Genomic DNA, 19973 nt, shown 5'->3' with positions numbered 1-19973 from the left:
GCAGTTGTTAGCGCACGGCGCTGTGGAGAGACGGCATCGTTGGCGCCTCGATGAATGTGGGCCGCACCACCGGCACATTGCGCGGATCATGGTTCGGCGTGGTGGCGACAAACGTCTTGCTGCGCGTCACCAGGAAATCGATGATGTGATTGCGCAGCGCGTAGTAATGCGGGTGCTTGTGCAGATCGATGCGGGCCCGGTCCTTCGGCAACGGATTCTCGACGATTTCCGCCAGCACGGCGCCGGGGCCGTTGGTCATCAGAAAAATCTTGTCGGCAAGATACATCGCCTCGTCGACATCATGGGTGATCATGAAGGTGGTCTGGCCGGTCTCCAGCGTGACGCGGCGCACCTCGTCCTGCAGCGTGCCGCGGGTGAGTGCGTCGAGCGCGGAGAATGGCTCGTCCATCAGCATGATTTTTGGCGTGATCGACAGCGCCCGCGCGATGCCGACGCGCTGCTTCATGCCGCCGGAGAGTTCGGACGGCCGCTTGTGCTCGGAGCCGGTGAGACCGACCTTGTCGATGAAGGTCTGCGCATGGGCGCGGATTTTTGCCTTGTCCCATTTGCGCCACTTCGACGAGACGGCATAGGCGATGTTGCCCATGACCGTGAGCCAGGGCAGCAGTGCGTGGCTCTGGAAGATCACCGCGCGGTCGAGGCTGGTGCCCGAGATCGCCTGGCCATCGACGATGACGGTGCCTTCGGTGGGCTCGTCGAGTCCGGCAAGGATGTTAAGCACCGTGGTCTTGCCGCAGCCGGAATGGCCGATGATGCAGCCGAATTCGCCGGGCGCCAGCGACAGCCAGAGATTCTCGAAGATCGTGGTCGCGCCGCCCGACGGCTGCGGATAGCGTTTTGCGATGCCTTCGATGGAGATGAACTTTGTGCTGCTCATGACGCGCTCTTTCCGTGTCCCGGACGCGGTGCGGCACGCAGTGCCGCTCCGCTGAGCCGGGACCGCCCCAGACGCCGGAGTTTTGTGCGGTCCCGGTTCTGCAAAGCAGCGCTACGCGCCGCTTTGCGCCCGGGACAAGAAACTTGAGTAAGCTGCTCCATCGCCTTCACTCCGGAAACGTGACCATGCGGGTGAAGCGCGCGAGGATCTGGTCGAGCAGCATGCCGACGAGACCGATCATCAGGATCGCGATGATCACATTGGTGATCGACAGGTTGTTCCACTCGTTCCAGACGAAGTAACCGATGCCGGTGCCGCCCACGAGCATCTCGGCGGCGACGATGACCAGCCAGGCGATGCCAATGGAAATGCGCATGCCGGTGAGAATGGTGGGCGCGGCGGCCGGCAGGATCACCGTGAAGGCGCGGCGGAAGGTACCGACTTCGAGGGTGCGCGCCACATTCACCCATTCCTTGCGCACCGAGGCGACGCCGAAGGCGGTGTTGAGCAGCATCGGCCACACCGAGCAGATGAAGATGACGAAGATGGCCGACAGCGAGGAGTCCTTGATCGTGTAGAGCGCGAGTGGCATCCAGGCCAGCGGCGAGATCGGCTTCAGCACCTGGATGAAGGGATCGAGCGCCTTGTTCATCAGCGGCGACATGCCGATGAGAAAGCCGAGCGGGATCGCCACCAGCACGGCGATCAGATAGCCGGTGCCGACGCGCGCGATGGAATAAGCGAGCTGGATGCCGAGGCCCTTGTCGTTCGGCCCGTTATCGTAGAACGGCCGCTTCAAATGCTCCCAGAGTTTTGCGCCGACATCGAGTGGACCGGGCATGGCGGATTTGCCCTGGGTCGCGGTGATGCCCATCAGCCGCGCATATTCCGGAGACATGGTGGTGGTGCTCGCGCTCTGGCGCGTGGCGAGATGCCAGGCGCCGAGGAAAGCGAGGAACAGCGCTAGCGATACGACGGCGGCGCGGAAGCGAAGGGATTTTGTCATCGCAGGTCTCCACCCTCCCCTGCAGGGGGAGGGTCGGCTGCGCAGCAGCCGGGGTGGGGTGACGCGCTCTCGGCCACCCCCACCCGACGATACTGCGTATCGTCGACCTCCCCCCTGCAGGGGGAGGTGAAAACAAATGCCGATGTCATTACGTCACGACGCCTTCTTGATCTTGAAGCTCGCCACATAGTCGTCCGGCTTGGTCGGATCGAAGGTCTTGCCCATCACCGCGAACGACTTGTAGGCGGTCGCCGGCGGGCTCAGGCCCATCTCCTTCATTACCTTGCCGGTGTCGGTAGCGAGATAGATCTGTTCGGCCACGGCCTTGTAATCCACATCGCCCTTGATCTGCCCCCAGCGCTTCATCTGGGTCATCATCCACACCGCAAAGCTCTGCCAGGGGAACGGGTCGAAATCGACGCGCTTCGGATCGGTCTTGATGCCGCCGAGCCCGTCCGCATAGGTCCCGGTCAGCACCTGCTCCAGCACCACCGGCGGCGCGTTGAGATAGGCGGCAGGCGCAATCGCTTCCGCGATCGACTTGCGGTTCTCCGCCTTCGACGCATAGGCGGTGGCGTCCACAATGGCGCGCGTCAGCGCGGCGAAGGAATTCGGCGCCGTGGTGATGAACTCCTTCGAGGCCGCAAACGAGCAACAGGGATGCCCGTCCCAAATTTCCTTCGACAGGATGTGCATGAAGCCGACGCCGTCATAGATCGCACGCTGGCAGATGTTATCCGGCGCGAGGAAGCCATCGATATTGTCGGCGCGCAGATTGGCCACCATTTCCGGCGGCGGCACCGAGCGGATCTGGATATCCGCATCGGGATCGATGCCGTGTTCGGCGAGATAGTAACGCAGCAGATAGTTGTGCATCGAATAGTCGAACGGGACGGCGATCTTGAATCCCTTCCAGTCCTTCGGATCGCGCTTGTCCTTGTGCTTCATGGCGAGGGTGATGCCCTGCCCGTTGATGTTCTCGATCGCCGGCACGGTGAACGGAATCGGCTGCGAGCCGAGCCCCAGCGAAATCGCGATCGGCATCGGCGCCAGCATATGCGCGGCGTCGTATTCCTTGTTGATGGTCTTGTCGCGAATGACCGCCCAGCCGGCGGTCTTCACCACTTCGACCTTCAGCCCCTGCTTCGCATAGAAGCCGAGCGGATCGGCCATGATGATCGGGGTCGCGCAGGTGATCGGAATGAAGCCGACCTTGAGCTCGGTCTTCTCCAGTTTGCCCGCGCCCTGCGCGAAGACTTCGGTCGCCGTCTTGATCGGGAAGAACTGCGACAGCGCCGCCAGCGCCGAGGACGCACCGACCGACTTCAGGAACGCGCGGCGCGTGGCCTGTTGCGGGAACACCGCACGCATCACCGCCGAGGCGATCACGCCCTCGTAGCGTTTATCCTCGGTCTCCGGGATGTCGCACTGCAGCCGCAAGGAAGCCGCATGAATCGCCTCGCTTGCGTGCTGTCCGCAGCTGCAGCCGCCGAGGCGGCGATCGGGGTCGAACGGATTGTCGAATGTGGACATTGTGACTCCTCCGGTGATGCTCCCGAGGAGTATTCAAGGAGTGTGCCAGCCCCGGCGGTGCCGAGAAGTCCAGGTGTCGCAGGCATTTCTGCCCTTCATTGGCCATTACGAGATTTCGTGCTACACGAAATTTCGTAGCTCAATTACGAAATCTCGGAGCCCATCATGGATCAGCCGCAGCGTGAGCCCGATCTGCGCCTGATCGCCTTCGACTACGCCATCGAGCCGACCTTGCTGCTCGATCCCCACAGCGACCGGATCATCGACGGCAATCTCGCGGCCTGCGCCCTGCTCGGCTACGACCGCATGACCCTGCGCGAGATCAAGATCAGCGCGCTGCATGCGGGGCAGCTCCCGGCCCTCATCGTGTTCACCCAGGCCGTGCTCGCCAAGGGCAGCTACTTCACGCGGACGCTGACGCCGCGCCATGCGACGGGGCAGCCGCTGCAGCTCGAATATGCCGGCGCGGCGCTCGAAGTCGGCGAGCGCATGCTCGTCACGCTCACCATGAGCGATCTGGAAGAACGCCGACGTCGTCACGTCGATGCCGACGCCGAAGACTACATGCATGGCGGGATCGCCGCTTGGCAGCGTGTCGAGCGCGTGTTTCAGGACATCGAGCGGGAAAACCAGCTGATCCTGCGCGCCGCCGGCGAAGGCATCTATGGCGTCAATGCCGAGGGCAAGGCGACCTTCGTCAATCCCGCCGCCGAGCGGATGCTGGGCTGGACGGCGGATGAGCTGGTCGGCCGCGAGATCCACGCCATCATGCATCACAGCCACGCCGATGGCAGCCACTACCCCGATCACGACTGCCCGATCTATGCCGCGTTTCGCGACGGCGCCGTGCACAAGATCGACAACGAGGTGTTCTGGCGCAAGGACGGCTCGCCGGTCTGGGTCGAATACACCTCGACGCCGATCCGCGACCGCCACATGGTGGTCGGCGCCGTGATCGTGTTCCGCGACGTCAGCCAGCGCCGCGAGGCGGACGAGAAACTGCATGCGGCGCTCGCCGAGGTCGATCGCCTGCGCGAACGGCTGGAGCTCGAAAACGCCTATCTGCAGGAGGAAATCCGCATCGAGACCAATCCGCGCGGCATCATCGGGCAGTCGGCCGCGATTCAGCAGACGCTGCGGCAGGTCAAGCTCGTCGCGCCCACCGCCGCCGCGGTGCTGATATCCGGCGAGAGCGGCACCGGCAAGGAGCTGATCGCCCGCGCCATCCACGAAGCCTCCGGCCGCGCGCACCGCCCGCTCATCCGCGTCAACTGCGCCGCCATCCCGCGCGAATTGTTCGAGAGCGAATTCTTCGGCCATGTGCGCGGCGCCTTCACCGGCGCGGTGCGCGACCGCATCGGCCGTTTCGAGCTCGCCGATGGCGGCACGCTGTTTCTCGACGAGGTCGGCGAAATCCCGCTGGAGCTGCAGGGCAAACTGCTGCGCGTGCTGCAGGAGGGCAATTTCGAGCGCGTCGGCGAGGAGCGCACGCGCGAGGTCGATGTCCGCGTCATCGCCGCCACCAATCGCAACCTCAAGCAGGAGGTGCAGCGCGGCCGGTTTCGCGAGGACCTGTATTTCCGCCTCAACGTGTTTCCCGTGGAATCCGTGCCGCTGCGCGACCGCCGCGAGGACATTCCGCTGCTTGCCCAGCACTTCCTGCTCAGCGAGAAACTGAATTCCGATCTGCGCCTCTCGGAAGGCGACGCACGCAAACTGTCGCGTTACGACTGGCCGGGCAATGTGCGCGAATTGCAGAACGTGATCGAGCGCGCGGTCATCCTGGCGCAGAACGGCCGCCTGCGCATCGACCTGCCCGACGGCGCCGGCCCGCAGGCCGCCACCGGCCCGCGCGCGAAAACCGAAGCGCGGCCGGCGGTGATGACAGCCGGCGAGCTGCGCGATCACGAGCGCAGCAACATCCTCGCCGCGCTCGGCGCGACATCCGGAAAAGTGTTCGGCCCCGGCGGCGCGGCCGAATTGCTGGACATGAAGCCGACGACGCTGTCCTCGCGCATGAAGGTGCTGGGGATCGAGGCACCGCGCGGACAGCGCTAGCTCCCCTTGTCCCGGGCGCGACGCAATGCGCAGCATTGCTTCGCAGAACCGGGACCGCATCAAACTCCGAGCCCGCGACGGTCCCGGCCCTGCGAAGCGGCATCAAACATGCCGCATCGCGTCCGGGACACAGGCAACGTCACTTCAACGCCGTCTCCACCTTCGCGATCCCCGCCACGCAGAACCGACACAATCGGGGATTGCACGACGCGTGAATAGGCATATAATCCCCTTCATGGCCCATCCCCTCAATCCTCTCTTCAACAACCGGTTCCGCATCCGCGATGCATCCGCGGAGCCGGTGCTGCGCCTGCGGGTGACGGATGATGCGGACAGCGGACCGCCGCCCGTTCCCGGCGGCCGCCCCAGGGGCTGCAAGCGGATGCACACCAATGCCACCGTGGCCGAGACGCGCCGGCTGATCGAGCAGACGACGCTGACCTACAAGCAGATCGCGGCGCGCACCGGCGCCACCGCCGGCACCGTCGGGCGCTGGGCCCGCGAGGGCGGCTGGCAGCGCCATCCCCTTGCGCCCCGCGCCACCGACACGGTGCCGACACCCCGCGCCGGCCGGCGGCTGAAGCTGCGCATGCTGGGCGTCAAGCTGCAGGAGCTGGCCGAGCGCTGCGTCGTCGATCTGTGGAACAGCCCCGCGGTCGATCTCGACCGGCTGATCAAGGCCATGGAAGTGTTCAAGATGGCCCGCCTGATGGCGATGGGCAGCCGCCGCCCGCGCCGCTATCGCGATCGCCCGGCGCGCACCGGCCAGGACTGGATCGACCGCGACGTCGCCATCGCGAAGGCGCTGAAGGACATGCGCTGGGGCGGCGTCAGGATCGAGCACATTCCGGAGGAAGCGATGGCGTTACTGGAAGACGCACACACGCCGCCGGAGCGGGATCATCCGGCGCTGCGGGTGCGGGGGCCGCGAAGGCGGCGATAGAAGCTGAGGCGCAGCTGTCGTGGCTGGGTCGCGCCGTGGATGGTTGGCCATTGACACAGGCTGAAGCCGCTAAACGCCTCGGCGTGACGCGGCCGCGAATGAACGATCTGCAGCGTGGACGGATCGACAAGTTCAGTCTCGACGCGCTGACGATTCTCGCGATTGAAGCCGGCCTTGTCGTGGAGTGGCGAATCCGCAAGCCGGCGACGTGAGCAGTCTATCCGCAGCAGGGCTCGCTGGCCTTCGGCCCGCAGCAGGACGACCGCTGCTCCAGCCAGCGATCGCGCGGCTTGCAGCTGCTCGGGCGCGCCGAGAGCGGCACGCGGACGATCCCGCCATCAATGCTGATCGCATCGGCCTTGTAGAGCTGCATCGGCGTCACGCCATCGCTGACTTCGAAGGTCAGCCGCGCCTCGGCGGGAAACGGCACGCTCTGCGCCACCTTGCCCATGATGGCGAGAAACTTGCCGACCGGCATATGCCCGCGATGGTCTTCGACAATGTCCCAGAGCTGGATGAATGTTTCCTGCCAGCTTTCGGGATTGGCGCCACAGTCGAGCGCGTTGAACGCACCCGTCTTCACTTCGGTCACATGGTAGCTGGGCCGCACATCCCGGCCGTCATAGTGAAACACCAGCGCCTTGTCCTCGTGACCCGCCAGGCCGCCGAACAGCGAAGCCATCGACAGTTCTTTGGTTGAATCCTGCACAGAAACGGGGTTGGCAGCGGCCGTCATCTCGCCTATCCTCATTTTGATATTTGTTGAAATATAGGATCGTCGATGGACGAACGTCAAGCCACCCTCGCCTTCCGCGCGCTGTCGCAGGACACGCGCCTGAACATCGTGCGCATGCTGGTGATCGCCGGGCCGGTGGGCATGGCGGCCGGCGCCATCGCTGACAAGGCCGGCGTCGCGCCGTCGAACGTGTCGTTTCACCTGAAGGACCTCGAACATTCCGGCATGGTCAGCTCGCGCCGGGAGGCGCGGTCGATCATCTATTCGGCCAATTACGAGACGCTCTCCAGCCTGATCCAGTTTCTCATGAAGGACTGCTGCGCGGGCCATCCCGAGATCTGCACCCCTGCTCTCGCCGCGTCGTGCTGCCCGCCCGCGAAGGCGACGAAGCGCAAGAAGGCGCTGCAGACGTCATGAGCAGGTTCGAGCGCTATCTCTCCGTCTGGGTGGCCCTGTGCATTATTGTCGGCATCGCGGCCGGCCATGTGATGCCCGGCCCCTTTCGCGCGATTGCCGCCGCCGAAATCGCCCGCGTGAACATCCCTATCGCCATCCTGATCTGGCTGATGATCGTCCCGATGCTGCTGAAGATCGATTTCGGCGCGCTCGGGCAGGTGCGCGCGCACTGGCGCGGCGTCGCCGTGACGGTGTTCATCAACTGGGCGGTGAAGCCGTTCTCGATGGCCCTGCTCGGCGCGTTCTTCATCGGGCATCTGTTCGCCCCGCTGCTGCCCGCCGGCCAGGTTTCGAGCTACATCGCCGGCCTGATCCTGCTCGCCGCCGCCCCGTGCACGGCGATGGTGTTCGTCTGGTCCAATCTGTGCGAGGGCGAACCGCATTTCACGCTGTCTCAGGTCGCGCTCAACGACCTGATCATGGTCGTCGCCTTCGCGCCGCTGGTCGGATTGCTGCTGGGCGTCGCGTCCATCACGGTCCCCTGGGACACGCTGATCCTGTCCGTGGTTCTCTACATCGTGGTGCCCGTCGTCCTCGCGCAGCTCTGGCGTCGCGCGCTGGTTAAGGGCGACGGAGCGGCCCTCGGCAAAACCCTCGCCATCCTGCAGCCGCTCTCCCTCGCCGCATTGCTGGCGACGCTGGTCCTGCTGTTTGCCTTTCAGGGCGACCGGATTCTGGCGCAGCCGCTGGTCATCGTGCTGCTCGCCGTGCCGATCCTGATCCAGGTCTATGTCAATGCCGGACTGGCCTACTGGCTCAGCCGCCGCTTCGGCGTCGCGTGGTGCGTCGCCGCCCCCGCGGCGCTGATCGGCGCCAGCAATTTCTTCGAACTGGCCGTGGCCGCCGCCATCTCGATTTTCGGCATCGAGTCCGGCGCCGCGCTGGCGACGGTGGTCGGCGTGCTGGTCGAGGTGCCCGTCATGCTCTCGGTGGTCCGGATCGTGAAGGCCACGCGTACCTGGTACGAAGCCGGCCCGATGCGATCTGCGAACACGGAGCTCTCCTGATGCCTGTCACCATCTATCACAATCCGGATTGCGGGACGTCGCGCAACACGCTGGCCATGATCCGGCAGAGCGGCGAAGACCCGGCCGTGGTCCTCTATCTGCAGACGCCGCCCTCACGCGACACGCTGGTCGCACTCATCGCCGCCATGAAGATCACGCCACGCGCACTGCTGCGCGAAAAGGGCACACCCTATGCGGCGCTCGGCCTCGATGATCCCAAATGGAGCGACGATCAGCTGATCGACATCATGCTGGCGCATCCGGTCCTGATCAACCGCCCCATCGTGGTCACGGACAAGGGCGTCCGCCTGTGCCGTCCGTCGGAACGCGTGCTCGACCTGCTCGACCACCCCGTCGCCCGTTTCGAGAAAGAGGATGGCGAGATCGTCACCGCGACCGGCGCCACGCGATCGACGCCATGAGCGCTCCGCACGCAAGGCGCATCGTCGTCACGCTGGGCGGCCTTCAGATCCTCGCCTGGGGATCGTCCTTCTATCTGCTCGGCGTGCTGGCGCCCGCCATTGCGCGGGACACCGGCTGGTCCACCGCCGCCGTGGTCGGCGGCATCTCGCTCGCGCTGCTCACCGCCGGCATCGTGTCGCCGCGCGTCGGCCATCTCATCCAGGCCCATGGCGGCAGGCCCGTGCTCGCCATCAGCTCGCTGCTGTTCGCGGCCGGGCTCGGCCTGCTCGCCGCGGCCACGCAGCTGCCCGTCTATTTCGCCGCCTGGGCGATCATCGGTCTCGGCATGGCGTCGGGCCTCTACGATCCCGCCTTTGCGACGCTGGGACGGCAGTTCGGCCACAGTGCCCGGCAGATGATCACCACCGTTACGCTGTTCGGCGGCTTTGCCAGCACCGTGTGCTGGCCGCTGACAGCGTGGCTGCTCGAGCACCATGGCTGGCGGCTCACTTGCGCCACCTATGCCGGCCTCCACCTCGTCATCGGCGGCCCCGCCTATGCCCTGCTGCTGCCGAAACGCCCGCCGGCCCCGGCGGCCACCGCCGGCGCCGCCCATGCGGCGAAGGCCGAACTCCCCCTCGCCGCGCAAACAACCGCGCTGATACTGCTCGGCGTCATCCTCACCATCGGCGCGGTCACCATGTCGCTGCTCTCGGCGCATCTGCTGATCCTGCTGCAGATGCGCGGCATCGATCTCGCGGCCGCTGTCGGCCTCGGCGCCCTGATCGGCCCGTCCCAGGTCGCCGCCCGCGTGGTCGAGATGGCGTTCGGTCGCCGCCTGCATCCGCTGTGGACGATGCTGGCCGGCGTGGTGCTGGTCGCCTCCGGCATCGCCCTGCTCGCCACGGGCTTTCCTTTCATGGCCGTGGCGCTCATCGCCTATGGCGCCGGCAACGGCATCAGCTCGATCGTGCGCGGCGCGGTGCCGCTGGTCCTGTTCGGGCCCGGCCGTTACGCCATCCTGATGGGACGGCTCGGCCTTCCCATCCTGATCGGCATGGCGACAGCCCCGACCGCCGGCGCGCTGCTGCTCGACATCGGCGGCCCGAGTCTGGCCTTCTCCGTGCTCGCACTGCTGTCGACCGCCAACGTCCTGATCGCCGGCTATCTCACCTGGTTTTGCCTGAAGGCGGAAGGACAGGCGGACAGGGCTGCGGCGTAGCAGTTAGGACGGCGCGAGCCACGGCACCGCCGGCCGCTGGGCCCGCGAATTCGGCTGGCAGCGCCATCCCTTCGCGCCCCGTGCCTGCGACACGGTGCCCACCGCCCGCGCCGGCCGCCGGCTGAAGCTGCGCATGCTGGGCGTGAAGCTGCAGGAGGTGGCCGAGCGCTGCGTCAATGAGCTGTGGGCCAGCCCCACGGTGGACTACGACCGGCTGATCAAGGCCATGGAGGTATTCAAGATGGCGCGCCTGATGGCCATGGGCAGCCGCCGCCCGCGCCGCCATCCCGAGCCCAAAGCGCGCAGCGGCGAGGACTGGCTCGACCGCAACGCCGCCATCGCGAAAGCGCTGAAGGACCTGCGCTGGGGCGGCGTCAATATCGAGCACATCGCTGAGGAAGCGATGGCCCTGCTGGAAGACGCGCACACGCCGCTGGAGGATCATCCGGCGTTGAAGCCGAGGGGGAAGAGAAGGAGGAGATAGGCTCTTGAGCTATCTGCCGGCGAGCTGAGACCTTTCAAAAACTTCTGCCACTGTTACTGGGAGAATCCTTTGACAGTCTGTATGCTTGAAACAGCAACTTTCAGTTGTTACGATACGCTGCGGCACGGGGAGCCGATACACCGAATGACAAAGTCCAGAGTAACCAAGGCCGCGCCAAAAAAATCAAAGAACGCGTCCTTGAGCGAAGTGTACAGCACTCAAAAAGGACGAATGCTCGTCGGCCGCATCGAGGACGCTCTTGAAAGTCCAATATTAAGAGCGCTGCAGGGAAAAGTGAATCTAGTCTTCACTTCTCCGCCCTTCCCGCTTGTACACAAGAAGCGCTACGGCAACGAAACTGGCGAGCAGTATCTTCGATGGCTCGAAAGCCTGTCTCCCAAATTGTGCGACTTATTGACGCCTGACGGTTCAATCGTTGTTGAAATTGGGAATTCTTGGGAACCCGGCGTGCCAGTTATGTCGACTTTGGGTTTAGAAGCCTTGCTTGCTTTCAAGCGTGCAGGAAATCTGCACCTGTGTCAGCATGTCATCTGCCACAATCCAGCTAGGCTTCCCAGCCCAGCGCAATGGGTAAATGTTAAGCGCGAAAGGCTCAAAGATTCATTCACCCACGTTTGGTGGATGTCGCGCACGGAACATCCAAGAGCCGACAATCGCCGGGTACTGCTGCCCTACAGTAGCCACATGAAGAGCCTGTTGAAATCACAGAAGTACAACGCAGGAACCAGACCTTCCGGTCATGTTATTTCAGGAAAAGGATTCCTTACCGATCACGGCGGGGCAATTGCGCCTAACGTTATTAGTATTGCGGAGAACGAGGCGTCACTGCCAGAATCTTTACTGCAGTTTTCCGGCACTTCGGCTGATTCAAAATATCGGCAATACTGCAAAGAAAACGGTCATGCGCTACATCCGGCCCGCATGCAGATGGGACTCGCGAGCTTTTTTATTGAGTTCCTAACACAACCCGGCGACTTGGTTCTCGATCCTTTCGGCGGATCAAATACGACAGGCTACGCCGCAGAAAAGCTAAACCGCAAGTGGATCGCGATTGAAGCGAGCACGGAATACGCTCTTGGTTCAAAGGGCCGCTTCGAAGACGACAAAGAAAAACCAAAAAGCAAAACAGTAAAGGGTCGGAGGAATGCAGCAGCCTAGTGATTTTGGCGAGGTAACGATTGGGTCCGCCGCCATCAAGAACTATGCGCGAATGCCATATACTATGTGGTTTGCGCTAGCTGAATTCATCGACAACTCAACGCAGTCTCGTTTGAACTATCCTGAGATAGTCGATGAAGCCTTGAAGAAAGAAGGCACGCCACTCGTTGTTGACATTAAGTACAGCGTCACTAACCGACAATGGACGATCACCGACAACTCGATCGGCATGTCAAAAGACGATCTCGTTGCTGCTCTGAAGATCGCGTCTCCCACACGCGACAGTAAAGGACGATCCAAGTACGGCATGGGCATGAAAACTGCTGCATGTTGGATCGGCAACAAATGGAAAATCGAAACGGCAGAACTAACAGGCGGCGAAGAGTGGACCGCTGAAATTGACGTAGACAAGATCGCTGCCGGCGAGACCATGGTGCCGCTTGTCGCGCGCGTCGTCAGCAAAGACGAACATTACACCCGCATCACCATCACCGACCTAAACCGAAATCTGCAGGCGCGCACCGATGAGACCATCAAAGCATATCTAAGCTCGATCTATCGGTTCGACCTTCAAGCAGGCAAACTGAAGATCATCTACCGCGATGAGGAAATAGCAGCCCCGAGCGAAGAGAACTTCGACTCGGATATGGACGGCAAGCCGATGAAACGCCCCTTCGAAACGAAGGTCGGCGGGAAAGACGTCAAAGGCTTCGTAGGAGTACTAAAACAAGGCTCTGGTGGACGGAAATTTGCAGGCTTCTCACTCTACCAAAACGGAAGGCAAATCAAAGGGTTTCCGACAGCTTGGAAACCAAGCAACATCTTCGGTGGAATAAACGACGAAGGAGCCAACAACCTCGTCTCACAGCGACTAATGGGGATCATCGAACTCGATCAGTCCTTCAATGTTTCCCACACAAAAGACGCTGTTCTTTTTTCGGGGAACGAAGAAGAGGAACTCGAAAATTATCTCTTCGATCTAACGAAAGATTATCAAGAGTTCGCGAGCAAGCGGCGAGGCCAGGATCGCGACCCAATAAAGCGCGAAAAATTCAAAGAGATGGTTGCTGACTTGAAGTCAGAGTTTGTCAGCGACGAAATGCGCGACGTGATCAACACATCAATCCTTCCGCCGCTGGAAATGATCCTCGCCAACAACGCCAAACAAGCGGAGAGCGTATCCGACGAAGAGAAGGTCGCGTCATGGATGGTCACTGCAGACTTGCGTGTGGACATCTGGATACAAGATAAGAGCGAAAACGATCCTTACGTCGTGCGCTATGCCGCCGCCGATAAAGGAGTTATCCATATTATCATCAACCGTCTTCACCCTTACTATGCGGCAAGACCATCAGTCGAAGCGATCTATGAGTGCATTCGACAATACATCTACGACGCCGTGGCGGAATTCCGCGTCGCCCAGATGATTCAACTCACTCCGGACAGCGTCAGACGCATGAAAGACGCCCTTTTGCGAGCAGAAGCAGATCGCATCGACAATCTGGAAGCTCCACAGCAAACGCCCCAAGCAGCAGACAAGTCAATCAGAGGATGATTTGTGAGCAACTTCTCACTTCGCTCTTGGCAGATTGAGGCGCTCGCACTTTGGGAGGGAGCAGGCAACCGTGGAATCGTTGAAGTCGTAACTGGTGGCGGCAAAACAATATTTGCTCTGTCTTGTATCCGACATCTAAAAATAGATACCACGCTCGTTATTGTGCCGACCGTTGCCTTACTCGACCAATGGTGGGAGGAGGCGGCCTCGTTTTTTGGCATCTCATTAGATGACATAAATCTAGTGGCTTCCTCAGGAAGAATTCGCAGCGGCACCGTAAATCTCGCAGTTCTCAATAGCGCGTCGAAGCTAGATCTTCGAAATGTAACTCAGCCATATTTCCTGATTGTCGACGAGTGCCACAAGGCAGCCAGCAAAAAGTTTAGAGCCGCGCTCGAGGGAAGACCGATCGCAACACTTGGATTATCAGCCACACCAGAAAGACCTTACGACGAAGGGCTGGAAGAAGTCCTAATACCAAAACTAGGAAACATAATATTTCGATATACTTACAAGGACGCGTTACGTGACCAAGTAATCGTTCCTTTTGAACTCAGGAACGTGATCTTCGATCTCGAACCTGAGCGCCAAGCAGAGTACGACAAGCTGACGAAGGCTATAGGAAGAGCCTACAGTAGCGACGCAGAAGACGAGCGCACCATCGCTCTACTGCTGAAACGCGCCCGCGTACTCAACCTTAGCGTAAACAGAATTCGTTTAGCGCTTCGGTTAGTGCTAGCGCACAAGGGCTACCGGACAATTATATTTCACGAAGACATAGAAGCATGCAACGTGATCCAAGAGGTACTAAGCGAAGCAAAGTTGCGCTCTGGCGTCTATCATTCCAAGATGAAATTACGGCAAAGAGCCGAGGTACTTTCAGCGTACCGACAGGGCGAACTTGATGTTCTCATCACATGCAGAGCACTAGACGAGGGGTTCAACGTTCCCGAAACTGAAATTGGCATCATTGCTGCGAGCACCGCAACGCGGCGACAACGTATCCAGCGTCTCGGAAGAGTCCTGCGACCAGTCAAGGGCAAGTCGGCAGCAACTGTCTATAGCCTTGTTGCGACAGAACCAGAAATCGCTCGTTTGCGTTCAGAGGAACGCGAGCTAGAAGGCGTCGCCGTCGTCAACTGGAGCCGCGCATGACAACAATACTTTTTGGCGAATGCGCTCCCTCAAATCTATTTGAGATCTGGGACCCAGACGCGGCTTTAGAGACCGAATTCGAACTAATTGTCGCCAAAGCTCTGATGTGCATTTATCCGCAACATCATTGCTTCCCATTTGGCGGAACATTCAGACTAGAAGACAATGTTTCCCGCCCCGACATCGCGCTTGTCGCGAAAGACCTTTCACACTGGTTTGTTATTGAAGTTGAACTCGTCTCACATTCGCTGGAAGGACACGTTCTTCCACAGATCCGAACTTTTCGATATGGGACGCCGCAACCTGATTGCATTTCCGTTCTTTCGAAAGCTCTTTCTATAGACCGCAGTCAGATCAGAACTTTCTTACTTACCGTTCCTCGCACCGTAGCTGTTGTAGCGAACAAACGTCATCGAGATTGGGAAATTTCGCTACGATCGCACGAAGTTCAGCTACTGACAGTCTCGGCCTTTAATTCGTCTACCGGTGTTCAAGCTGTTGAAGTAGATGGCAAGCTAATTGCCAAGCAAGAACACATTGCCTTCGGTCAGTACTTAGCTACCGATCGCGCTATACGATTTCATCAAGCCGTACAAATTCCGAACGGCGAGATCATGGTAGACAATTTTGACGGCTCGGGGAGCATTTGGGTTACCACAAGAGATAGTGCTTGGGCATGGGTGACAAAAAAACAAGGAACACCAGACATACCGAATGGCGCGTTCATTCAGATAGTTCGCACATTCGGTGGACGTTTCTCGATGCTTCGCTCACCTCAGTAATCAAGCAATATTCCGTTTGATACTGGAAGGCAGGTAAGCCGCTGCAACTCATCGAACCCTATTGTGATCGAGGCAAACGTTCTCGAACACGTTACTTAGATTCGCCTGGAGTGAAAATTTTGGCTAAGCACTAAACAACTTATTCAACTCCCCGCCCTTCGCCCCATTCGCAAAACTCGTGAACGTCCCCTGCCCGGCAATCTTCTGTGCCGCCCCCATGAACCCGGCCCAGGCCACACGCGCCAGTGAGCCGCCGACGCTGATGCAGCGGACGCCGAGACTTGCCAGATGCCGCACGGTCATGGTCGGCTGCACAGTGAGCACGTTGAGCGGCTTGCCGCCCAGCGCCGTCACCAGCGTGGTGATCTCCTCATCTGAGGCGACGCCGGGCGCAGAGGCAATCGACATCGGCCTCAGAAGACGACGATCCGCATCAAAAATACAACCAGACGCGGCACCGTGAGTGATAGCCGCAGGGCCGGCCAGGACGTAAACTCAACGAGCCATCTCCGACCTCACCGTTCAGGTGACGATCGAAGGCGCCGAAACGTCGTTGTAATCAATCACGACCGTGGCCTTCGCTTCCGGTTGGCAGCTTCGGAGATAAAGCCGCTGGCCCTCAACATAGCGCCTGTTGGATGGCGCTTCAGGGTCCGGTGATGAACCATCGCGCGAAGCGCACCGCGCGACGGACACGGCAAAGTCGGTTCGGAGGAAGACCGAAGCGTCCCAGTAGCTGAGCAATTCGGGCCGATGCAGAAAGATGCCGTCTAGCAGCAGGACGGAAGATGGGTCCGCCTCCTGATCGCTGGCAGGCACGAACGCGTCGCTCACATGATCGAAGAATGCCCGGCGATACCGGCGTGAACCACCGGGGCTCAGCGGATCCAACAGACATCGCTTCAATGCCGCGTAGTCGTAAGAATCCGCAAAGAAGCCCTCCGGCGAATGCCGTCCCCGCTGATACCTGACCGATCTGGGATGATGAAATCCGTCGACTGATGCGCGAATGACCGGTCGTCCCTCGGCCGCGACGAGGCTCGCCAGTTCATCGGCGAATGTCGTTTTTCCGGCCCCGTCGACGCCATCGATGGCGACGCGGGCCGTTCGGTCCGGCAACGTCACGACAAGGCGATGGGCGAGCTCGGAAAGTAACTTCTTTCTCTTTTCCATCTGCTGCAAAGCACCGAGGCCAAACGGGCTTCAGCCTATAGCGGCGCGACTATCTTTCGCAATTGGCTCATCGCCTCATTTGCTGCACGCTCAGCCACCAACATGCCGCCCCGGCAGCATTCGCTCATGCAGCACCCGGACGACCTCGATGATCCCCGCGCCTTGCGTGCGATAGAAAATCACATGAACGGGGTGACCGACTGGAGCCTCACGACTGTGGTTGCGGCTGTGGCGGATGTGATAGCTGCGCAGGCCGGCAAACAGATCGCTGCAATCGACACTTACGGATACAGTCGGGCGGACTGCAATGCGCCGCAGCGCCGCCGTCAGCAATGCGCGATAGCGCAGGCGCGCGTCGGCGCCGTGCATGGTTTCACTGGTGCGCAAGATCGCCGCAATATCCGCCTTCGCCGGTTCGGAAAGGCGGTAGCGCGCCATGGCTCACCGCGTCGGCGGGGCGAGGTCGTCCAAAGTGGCATCGAGATCGGCGTCACCCACCTCGGTGAAACGTCCGTTTTCCAGCGCGTCGAGCCCGGCCTGTAGCTGCGTGCGCAGCAGATCAAGCTTCAGTTCGTCTGCCTGAATGCGATGCTGCAAGCCGCGCACCGCATCGCGCATCGCCTCGGAGGCGTTCTCATATCTGCCCGCGCGGACAACCTCCTCGACAAAGGCGTCCTGCTCGTCCGTCAGATGGATGTGGCGTGTCGGCATGGTCATGGGTTCCGCTGGAGCACAGCGTATCGCAAATGGGCATTTCTGCCAATGCGCAGCCCGATCGGGGGCAATGGTGAGAGGTGTACTCGGTACGTAGAGCGGATGAGCCGAAGGCGTAATCCGTCAGGCGTAATCCGTCAGCCGAATTCATGGTGGAGACTCCGCGGCGGATGACGCGGAGTTCATCATCGGGCGCGCGTTCGCGCGACCCGTTGGCTCATCCGCCCTACGGCTACGCACTGAACAGCTTATTCAACTCCCCGCCCTTCGCCCCATGCGCAAAGCTCGTAAACGTCCCCTGCCCGGCGATCTCCTGCGCGGCCTGCATGAACCCCGCCCAGGCCACACGCGCCAGTGCGCCGCCGACCGAGATTCGACGCACGCCGAGGGAGGCCAGATGCTGCACGGTCATGGTCGGCTTGATGGTGAGCACATTGAGCGGCTTGCCGCCCAGCGCGGTCACCAGCGTGGTGATCTCCTCATCGCTGGCGACGCCGGGCGCATAGAGGCAATCGGCGCCGGCCCCGGCAAAGGCGATGAGCCGCGCGGTGGTCTTCTTCAGGTCGCGCTCGCCATGCAGAAAACCTTCGCAGCGCGCCACCAGCATGACGGCGGGATCGACACCATCGATGGCGGCGCGGGCGGCCTTGATGCGCTCCACCGCCAGCCGGTCGTCATAGAGCGGCTGGTCCGCGCGGCCGGTGGAATTCTCGATGGACAGGCCGGAGATGCCGCTCGCCGCGGCGCGGGCGACATGGGCGGCGACGCCGGCGGGGTCATCGGCAAAGCCGTTCTCGAAATCGGCATTCACCGGCAGGTCGGTGGCGGCGGAGAGGTCCTTCAGGTGGGCGATGACATCGTCGGCCGTGACCTTGTTGTCGGGGCGGCCGGTGGACCAGGCATAGCCGGCCGAGGTGGAGGCCAGCGCCTTGAAGCCGCAATGGGCGAGATAGCGGGCGGAGCCGACATCCCAGGGATTGGGGAGGACGAAGCAGCCACTCTCGTGCAGCTTGCGGAAACGGGCGTGCTTCTCGGCGGTGGAGAGGGGCATGAGGCGGGTCTCCCGGTTTTGTTTTTATGGAGCTTCCACTATGTCCCGGGCGCGCTGCAGCGTGCAACGCTGCTGCGCAGAACCGGGACCGTCGCAAACGCCGTCGCCCGTCACGGTCCCGGCCCTGCGAAGCGGCATAAGCATGCCGCATCGCGTCCGGGACAAGAGCTAGCCCTTCCCCGGCATCCCGCTGCCCAGCAGGGCCGCCACCCGATTTCCGATGACCGCTGCTCTTGCGTCATCACTCTGTCCCGGGCGCGCTGCAGCACTCAGGCAAAGCGCAGCTTCGCCGCAAGTGCTGCTGCGCAGAACCGGGACCGCATCAAACGCCATCGCCCGTCACGGTCCCGGCTCGGCGAAGCGGCATCAGCATGCCGCATCGCGTCCGGGACAAGAGAATTACCCCTGCCCGGGCATCCCGCTGTCCAGCAGTGCGGCCAGCCGGTCGAGCTCCGGCGCGATATCCCGCGTCACGTCATCCGCACGGATCGCCAGCACGCGGTAGCCGCGCTCCTCCAGCCAGGCTTTTCGCGAGGCGCGGTCCGCCACGATCACCTCGGTTTCGTCCGGGTTCACCAGCTCCACCGCGATGCGCTCCGGGAAACTGACGAAATCCGGGATGTGGCGGCCCACCGGGGTCTGGCGCTTGAACTGGCCTGCAAAGCGGCGGTCGGCGCGCAGATGCTCCCACAAAATCCGCTCGGCATCGGTGGGGTTGCGGCGGAGCATGCGGGCGAGGCCGCGGACGGTGCCGCTCTCGTGCTCCTTGGCGCCGCGACCGTGTTCGGCCAGCAGCGCGCGCAGGCGCGTGGCCTGTTCGCCGTCGAGCACGCCGCCCTTGGCCGGGCCCTTGCGGCCCTCGGCGATGGCCATCACCACGCCGTGCAGCGTGTGCATGTCCTGCTTGGACGGCTCCATGCGGGTAAAGATGTTGCGCAGGTTCACCAGCATGGTGTCGCGCTTCTCCGGCGGGCGCAGGAACTCGACCTTGTCGAGCTCGGCGACCAGATTGTCGAAGAAGGTGCCCATCTGGTGCTGCGAGGCGCGCTCGGAGCGCTCGGGCATGGCGTAAGGCAGCGCGTTGCCGGTCGCCTGCTTGAACCATTCATAGGCGCAGAGCAGCACCGCCTGGGCGAGGTTCAGCGAGGAGAAGCCGGGATTGACCGGGAAGGTCATGATCCGGTTGGCGAGGGCCACTTCCTCGTTCTGCAGGCCATAGCGCTCGCGGCCGAACAGGATGCCGGCGGTGGCGCCCGTCCTGATATGGGCGATGGTCTCGGCGGCGGCGGCATCGGGGGCGACCACCGGCTTGGCCTGGTCATGAGCGCGGGCGGTGGTGGCGTAAAGCAGGGTGCAGTCGGCCACCGCCGCCTCCACCGTGTCGAAGATCTCGACGGCGTTCAGCACGTGGTCGGCGCCGGAGGCCGCACGCTGGGCGTGGACATTGGGCCAGCCGTCGCGCGGCTTCACCAGGCGCAGGCGGGTCAGGCCGAAATTGCCCATGGCGCGCGCGGCGGTGCCGATATTCTCGCCGAGCTGCGGCTCGACCAGAATGACGACGGGGCCTGTCAGCTCTACATGGGCCTTTGTGTGGTCGGTGCCTGAACCGGACATCGCTC

Annotated in this window: 22 protein-coding genes; 12 read left to right on the top strand and 10 right to left on the bottom strand. The window is 62.0% G+C overall.

All coding sequences use genetic code 11. The features are described 5' to 3' along the window. Positions 1-7 precede the first annotated feature (7 nt). The 3 genes from E0H22_RS10135 to E0H22_RS10125 form a co-directional block, all read right to left on the bottom strand. The gene (locus tag E0H22_RS10135) at positions 8-898 is read right to left on the bottom strand and encodes an ABC transporter ATP-binding protein (protein WP_233025520.1); all 891 of its coding nucleotides are present in this window, start codon (positions 896-898) and stop codon (positions 8-10) included. A gap of 166 nt (positions 899-1064) precedes the next feature. Next, positions 1065-1904: a nitrate ABC transporter permease gene (gene ntrB, locus E0H22_RS10130; protein WP_233025519.1), complete on the bottom strand. Its 840-nt coding sequence runs from the start codon at positions 1902-1904 to the stop codon at positions 1065-1067. Positions 1905-2057: 153 nt separating this feature from the next. Further along, complete coding sequence (locus tag E0H22_RS10125; protein WP_233025518.1) at positions 2058-3437, bottom strand: CmpA/NrtA family ABC transporter substrate-binding protein; 1380 nt, start codon at positions 3435-3437, stop codon at positions 2058-2060. 165 nt (positions 3438-3602) lie between these two features. Here E0H22_RS10125 and E0H22_RS10120 point away from each other — a divergent pair, with 165 nt between their 5' ends. The 3 genes from E0H22_RS10120 (at position 3603) to E0H22_RS10110 (ending at position 6650) form a co-directional block, all read left to right on the top strand. Beyond that, entirely contained in the window at positions 3603-5495 is a 1893-nt protein-coding gene (locus E0H22_RS10120; protein ID WP_233025517.1) for a sigma 54-interacting transcriptional regulator, read from the top strand. 235 nt (positions 5496-5730) lie between these two features. Continuing rightward, positions 5731-6438, top strand: coding sequence for a hypothetical protein (locus E0H22_RS10115; protein ID WP_233025516.1), 708 nt, complete (start codon positions 5731-5733; stop codon positions 6436-6438). A gap of 35 nt (positions 6439-6473) precedes the next feature. Beyond that, positions 6474-6650 (top strand): helix-turn-helix domain-containing protein, encoded by a 177-nt coding sequence (locus tag E0H22_RS10110; protein ID WP_233025515.1) that lies wholly within the window; start codon positions 6474-6476, stop codon positions 6648-6650. 5 nt (positions 6651-6655) lie between these two features. On the opposite strand, the gene E0H22_RS10105 is transcribed toward E0H22_RS10110, so the two are convergent. Then, complete coding sequence (locus E0H22_RS10105; protein WP_233025514.1) at positions 6656-7174, bottom strand: DUF6428 family protein; 519 nt, start codon at positions 7172-7174, stop codon at positions 6656-6658. 45 nt (positions 7175-7219) lie between these two features. Here E0H22_RS10105 and E0H22_RS10100 point away from each other — a divergent pair, with 45 nt between their 5' ends. The 9 genes from E0H22_RS10100 (at position 7220) to E0H22_RS10060 (ending at position 15416) form a co-directional block, all read left to right on the top strand. Further along, complete coding sequence (locus E0H22_RS10100; RefSeq protein ID WP_233025513.1) at positions 7220-7591, top strand: ArsR/SmtB family transcription factor; 372 nt, start codon at positions 7220-7222, stop codon at positions 7589-7591. Then, positions 7588-8637 carry an ACR3 family arsenite efflux transporter gene (gene arsB / locus E0H22_RS10095; RefSeq protein WP_233025512.1) on the top strand — a complete coding sequence of 350 codons (1050 nt, stop codon included), beginning with the start codon at positions 7588-7590 and terminating at the stop codon, positions 8635-8637. Before E0H22_RS10100 ends, arsB begins: the two co-directional genes overlap by 4 nt. Then, positions 8637-9059 carry an arsenate reductase (glutaredoxin) gene (gene arsC / locus E0H22_RS10090; protein ID WP_233025511.1) on the top strand — a complete coding sequence of 141 codons (423 nt, stop codon included), beginning with the start codon at positions 8637-8639 and terminating at the stop codon, positions 9057-9059. The genes arsB and arsC overlap by 1 nt, the downstream gene beginning before the upstream one ends. Then, a complete protein-coding gene (locus tag E0H22_RS10085; protein ID WP_233025510.1) occupies positions 9056-10261 on the top strand; it encodes an MFS transporter in 1206 nt (401 codons plus the stop codon). Before arsC ends, E0H22_RS10085 begins: the two co-directional genes overlap by 4 nt. 133 nt (positions 10262-10394) lie before the next feature. Next, entirely contained in the window at positions 10395-10745 is a 351-nt protein-coding gene (locus E0H22_RS10080) for a hypothetical protein (protein WP_233025509.1), read from the top strand. Positions 10746-10889: 144 nt separating this feature from the next. Next, positions 10890-11924, top strand: coding sequence for a DNA-methyltransferase (locus E0H22_RS10075; RefSeq protein ID WP_283818808.1), 1035 nt, complete (start codon positions 10890-10892; stop codon positions 11922-11924). Beyond that, positions 11911-13479, top strand: coding sequence for an ATP-binding protein (locus tag E0H22_RS10070; RefSeq protein WP_233025508.1), 1569 nt, complete (start codon positions 11911-11913; stop codon positions 13477-13479). The genes E0H22_RS10075 and E0H22_RS10070 overlap by 14 nt, the downstream gene beginning before the upstream one ends. Before the next feature lie 3 nt (positions 13480-13482). Continuing rightward, positions 13483-14634 (top strand): DEAD/DEAH box helicase, encoded by a 1152-nt coding sequence (locus E0H22_RS10065; protein WP_233025507.1) that lies wholly within the window; start codon positions 13483-13485, stop codon positions 14632-14634. Further along, positions 14631-15416 carry a hypothetical protein gene (locus tag E0H22_RS10060; protein ID WP_233025506.1) on the top strand — a complete coding sequence of 262 codons (786 nt, stop codon included), beginning with the start codon at positions 14631-14633 and terminating at the stop codon, positions 15414-15416. The genes E0H22_RS10065 and E0H22_RS10060 overlap by 4 nt, the downstream gene beginning before the upstream one ends. A gap of 123 nt (positions 15417-15539) precedes the next feature. Here E0H22_RS10060 and E0H22_RS10055 read toward each other — a convergent pair whose 3' ends face one another. From E0H22_RS10055 to E0H22_RS10030, 6 genes are all read right to left on the bottom strand, one after another. Beyond that, complete coding sequence (locus E0H22_RS10055; protein ID WP_233025505.1) at positions 15540-15824, bottom strand: isocitrate lyase/phosphoenolpyruvate mutase family protein; 285 nt, start codon at positions 15822-15824, stop codon at positions 15540-15542. A gap of 114 nt (positions 15825-15938) precedes the next feature. Beyond that, positions 15939-16589 (bottom strand): nucleoside/nucleotide kinase family protein, encoded by a 651-nt coding sequence (locus tag E0H22_RS10050; RefSeq protein WP_233026263.1) that lies wholly within the window; start codon positions 16587-16589, stop codon positions 15939-15941. Between the two features lie 90 nt (positions 16590-16679). Continuing rightward, positions 16680-17027: a type II toxin-antitoxin system RelE/ParE family toxin gene (locus E0H22_RS10045; protein WP_233025504.1), complete on the bottom strand. Its 348-nt coding sequence runs from the start codon at positions 17025-17027 to the stop codon at positions 16680-16682. A 3-nt stretch (positions 17028-17030) separates the two neighbouring features. Beyond that, entirely contained in the window at positions 17031-17306 is a 276-nt protein-coding gene (locus tag E0H22_RS10040; RefSeq protein WP_233025503.1) for a type II toxin-antitoxin system ParD family antitoxin, read from the bottom strand. A 229-nt stretch (positions 17307-17535) separates the two neighbouring features. After that, positions 17536-18354, bottom strand: a complete 819-nt coding sequence (locus E0H22_RS10035; protein WP_233025502.1) for an isocitrate lyase/PEP mutase family protein — start codon at positions 18352-18354, stop codon at positions 17536-17538. A 399-nt stretch (positions 18355-18753) separates the two neighbouring features. After that, positions 18754-19968, bottom strand: a complete 1215-nt coding sequence (locus E0H22_RS10030) for a TrmJ/YjtD family RNA methyltransferase (protein WP_233025501.1) — start codon at positions 19966-19968, stop codon at positions 18754-18756. Positions 19969-19973 lie beyond the last annotated feature (5 nt).

Origin of the sequence: Rhodopseudomonas boonkerdii, from assembly GCF_021184025.1 — a bacterium.
Classification (GTDB): Bacteria; Pseudomonadota; Alphaproteobacteria; order Rhizobiales; family Xanthobacteraceae; genus Tardiphaga; species Tardiphaga boonkerdii.
Note: the sequence above shows the minus strand (reverse complement) of the source record. Positions and strands in the feature narration are given on the sequence as shown.

Coding starts and splice junctions, on each gene's coding strand:
- E0H22_RS10135 (WP_233025520.1), bottom strand. CDS start 898: ATGAGCAGCACAAAGTTCATCTCCATCGAAGGCATCGCAAAACGCTAT.
- E0H22_RS10035 (WP_233025502.1), bottom strand. CDS start 18,354: ATGCCCCTCTCCACCGCCGAGAAGCACGCCCGTTTCCGCAAGCTGCAC.
- E0H22_RS10040 (WP_233025503.1), bottom strand. CDS start 17,306: ATGACCATGCCGACACGCCACATCCATCTGACGGACGAGCAGGACGCC.
- E0H22_RS10125 (WP_233025518.1), bottom strand. CDS start 3,437: ATGTCCACATTCGACAATCCGTTCGACCCCGATCGCCGCCTCGGCGGC.
- E0H22_RS10070 (WP_233025508.1), top strand. CDS start 11,911: ATGCAGCAGCCTAGTGATTTTGGCGAGGTAACGATTGGGTCCGCCGCC.
- arsB (WP_233025512.1), top strand. CDS start 7,588: ATGAGCAGGTTCGAGCGCTATCTCTCCGTCTGGGTGGCCCTGTGCATT.
- E0H22_RS10085 (WP_233025510.1), top strand. CDS start 9,056: ATGAGCGCTCCGCACGCAAGGCGCATCGTCGTCACGCTGGGCGGCCTT.
- E0H22_RS10030 (WP_233025501.1), bottom strand. CDS start 19,968: ATGTCCGGTTCAGGCACCGACCACACAAAGGCCCATGTAGAGCTGACA.
- E0H22_RS10045 (WP_233025504.1), bottom strand. CDS start 17,027: ATGGCGCGCTACCGCCTTTCCGAACCGGCGAAGGCGGATATTGCGGCG.
- E0H22_RS10115 (WP_233025516.1), top strand. CDS start 5,731: ATGGCCCATCCCCTCAATCCTCTCTTCAACAACCGGTTCCGCATCCGC.
- E0H22_RS10075 (WP_283818808.1), top strand. CDS start 10,890: ATGACAAAGTCCAGAGTAACCAAGGCCGCGCCAAAAAAATCAAAGAAC.
- E0H22_RS10060 (WP_233025506.1), top strand. CDS start 14,631: ATGACAACAATACTTTTTGGCGAATGCGCTCCCTCAAATCTATTTGAG.
- E0H22_RS10100 (WP_233025513.1), top strand. CDS start 7,220: ATGGACGAACGTCAAGCCACCCTCGCCTTCCGCGCGCTGTCGCAGGAC.
- ntrB (WP_233025519.1), bottom strand. CDS start 1,904: ATGACAAAATCCCTTCGCTTCCGCGCCGCCGTCGTATCGCTAGCGCTG.
- E0H22_RS10080 (WP_233025509.1), top strand. CDS start 10,395: ATGCTGGGCGTGAAGCTGCAGGAGGTGGCCGAGCGCTGCGTCAATGAG.
- E0H22_RS10050 (WP_233026263.1), bottom strand. CDS start 16,589: ATGGAAAAGAGAAAGAAGTTACTTTCCGAGCTCGCCCATCGCCTTGTC.
- arsC (WP_233025511.1), top strand. CDS start 8,637: ATGCCTGTCACCATCTATCACAATCCGGATTGCGGGACGTCGCGCAAC.
- E0H22_RS10105 (WP_233025514.1), bottom strand. CDS start 7,174: ATGACGGCCGCTGCCAACCCCGTTTCTGTGCAGGATTCAACCAAAGAA.
- E0H22_RS10120 (WP_233025517.1), top strand. CDS start 3,603: ATGGATCAGCCGCAGCGTGAGCCCGATCTGCGCCTGATCGCCTTCGAC.
- E0H22_RS10055 (WP_233025505.1), bottom strand. CDS start 15,824: ATGTCGATTGCCTCTGCGCCCGGCGTCGCCTCAGATGAGGAGATCACC.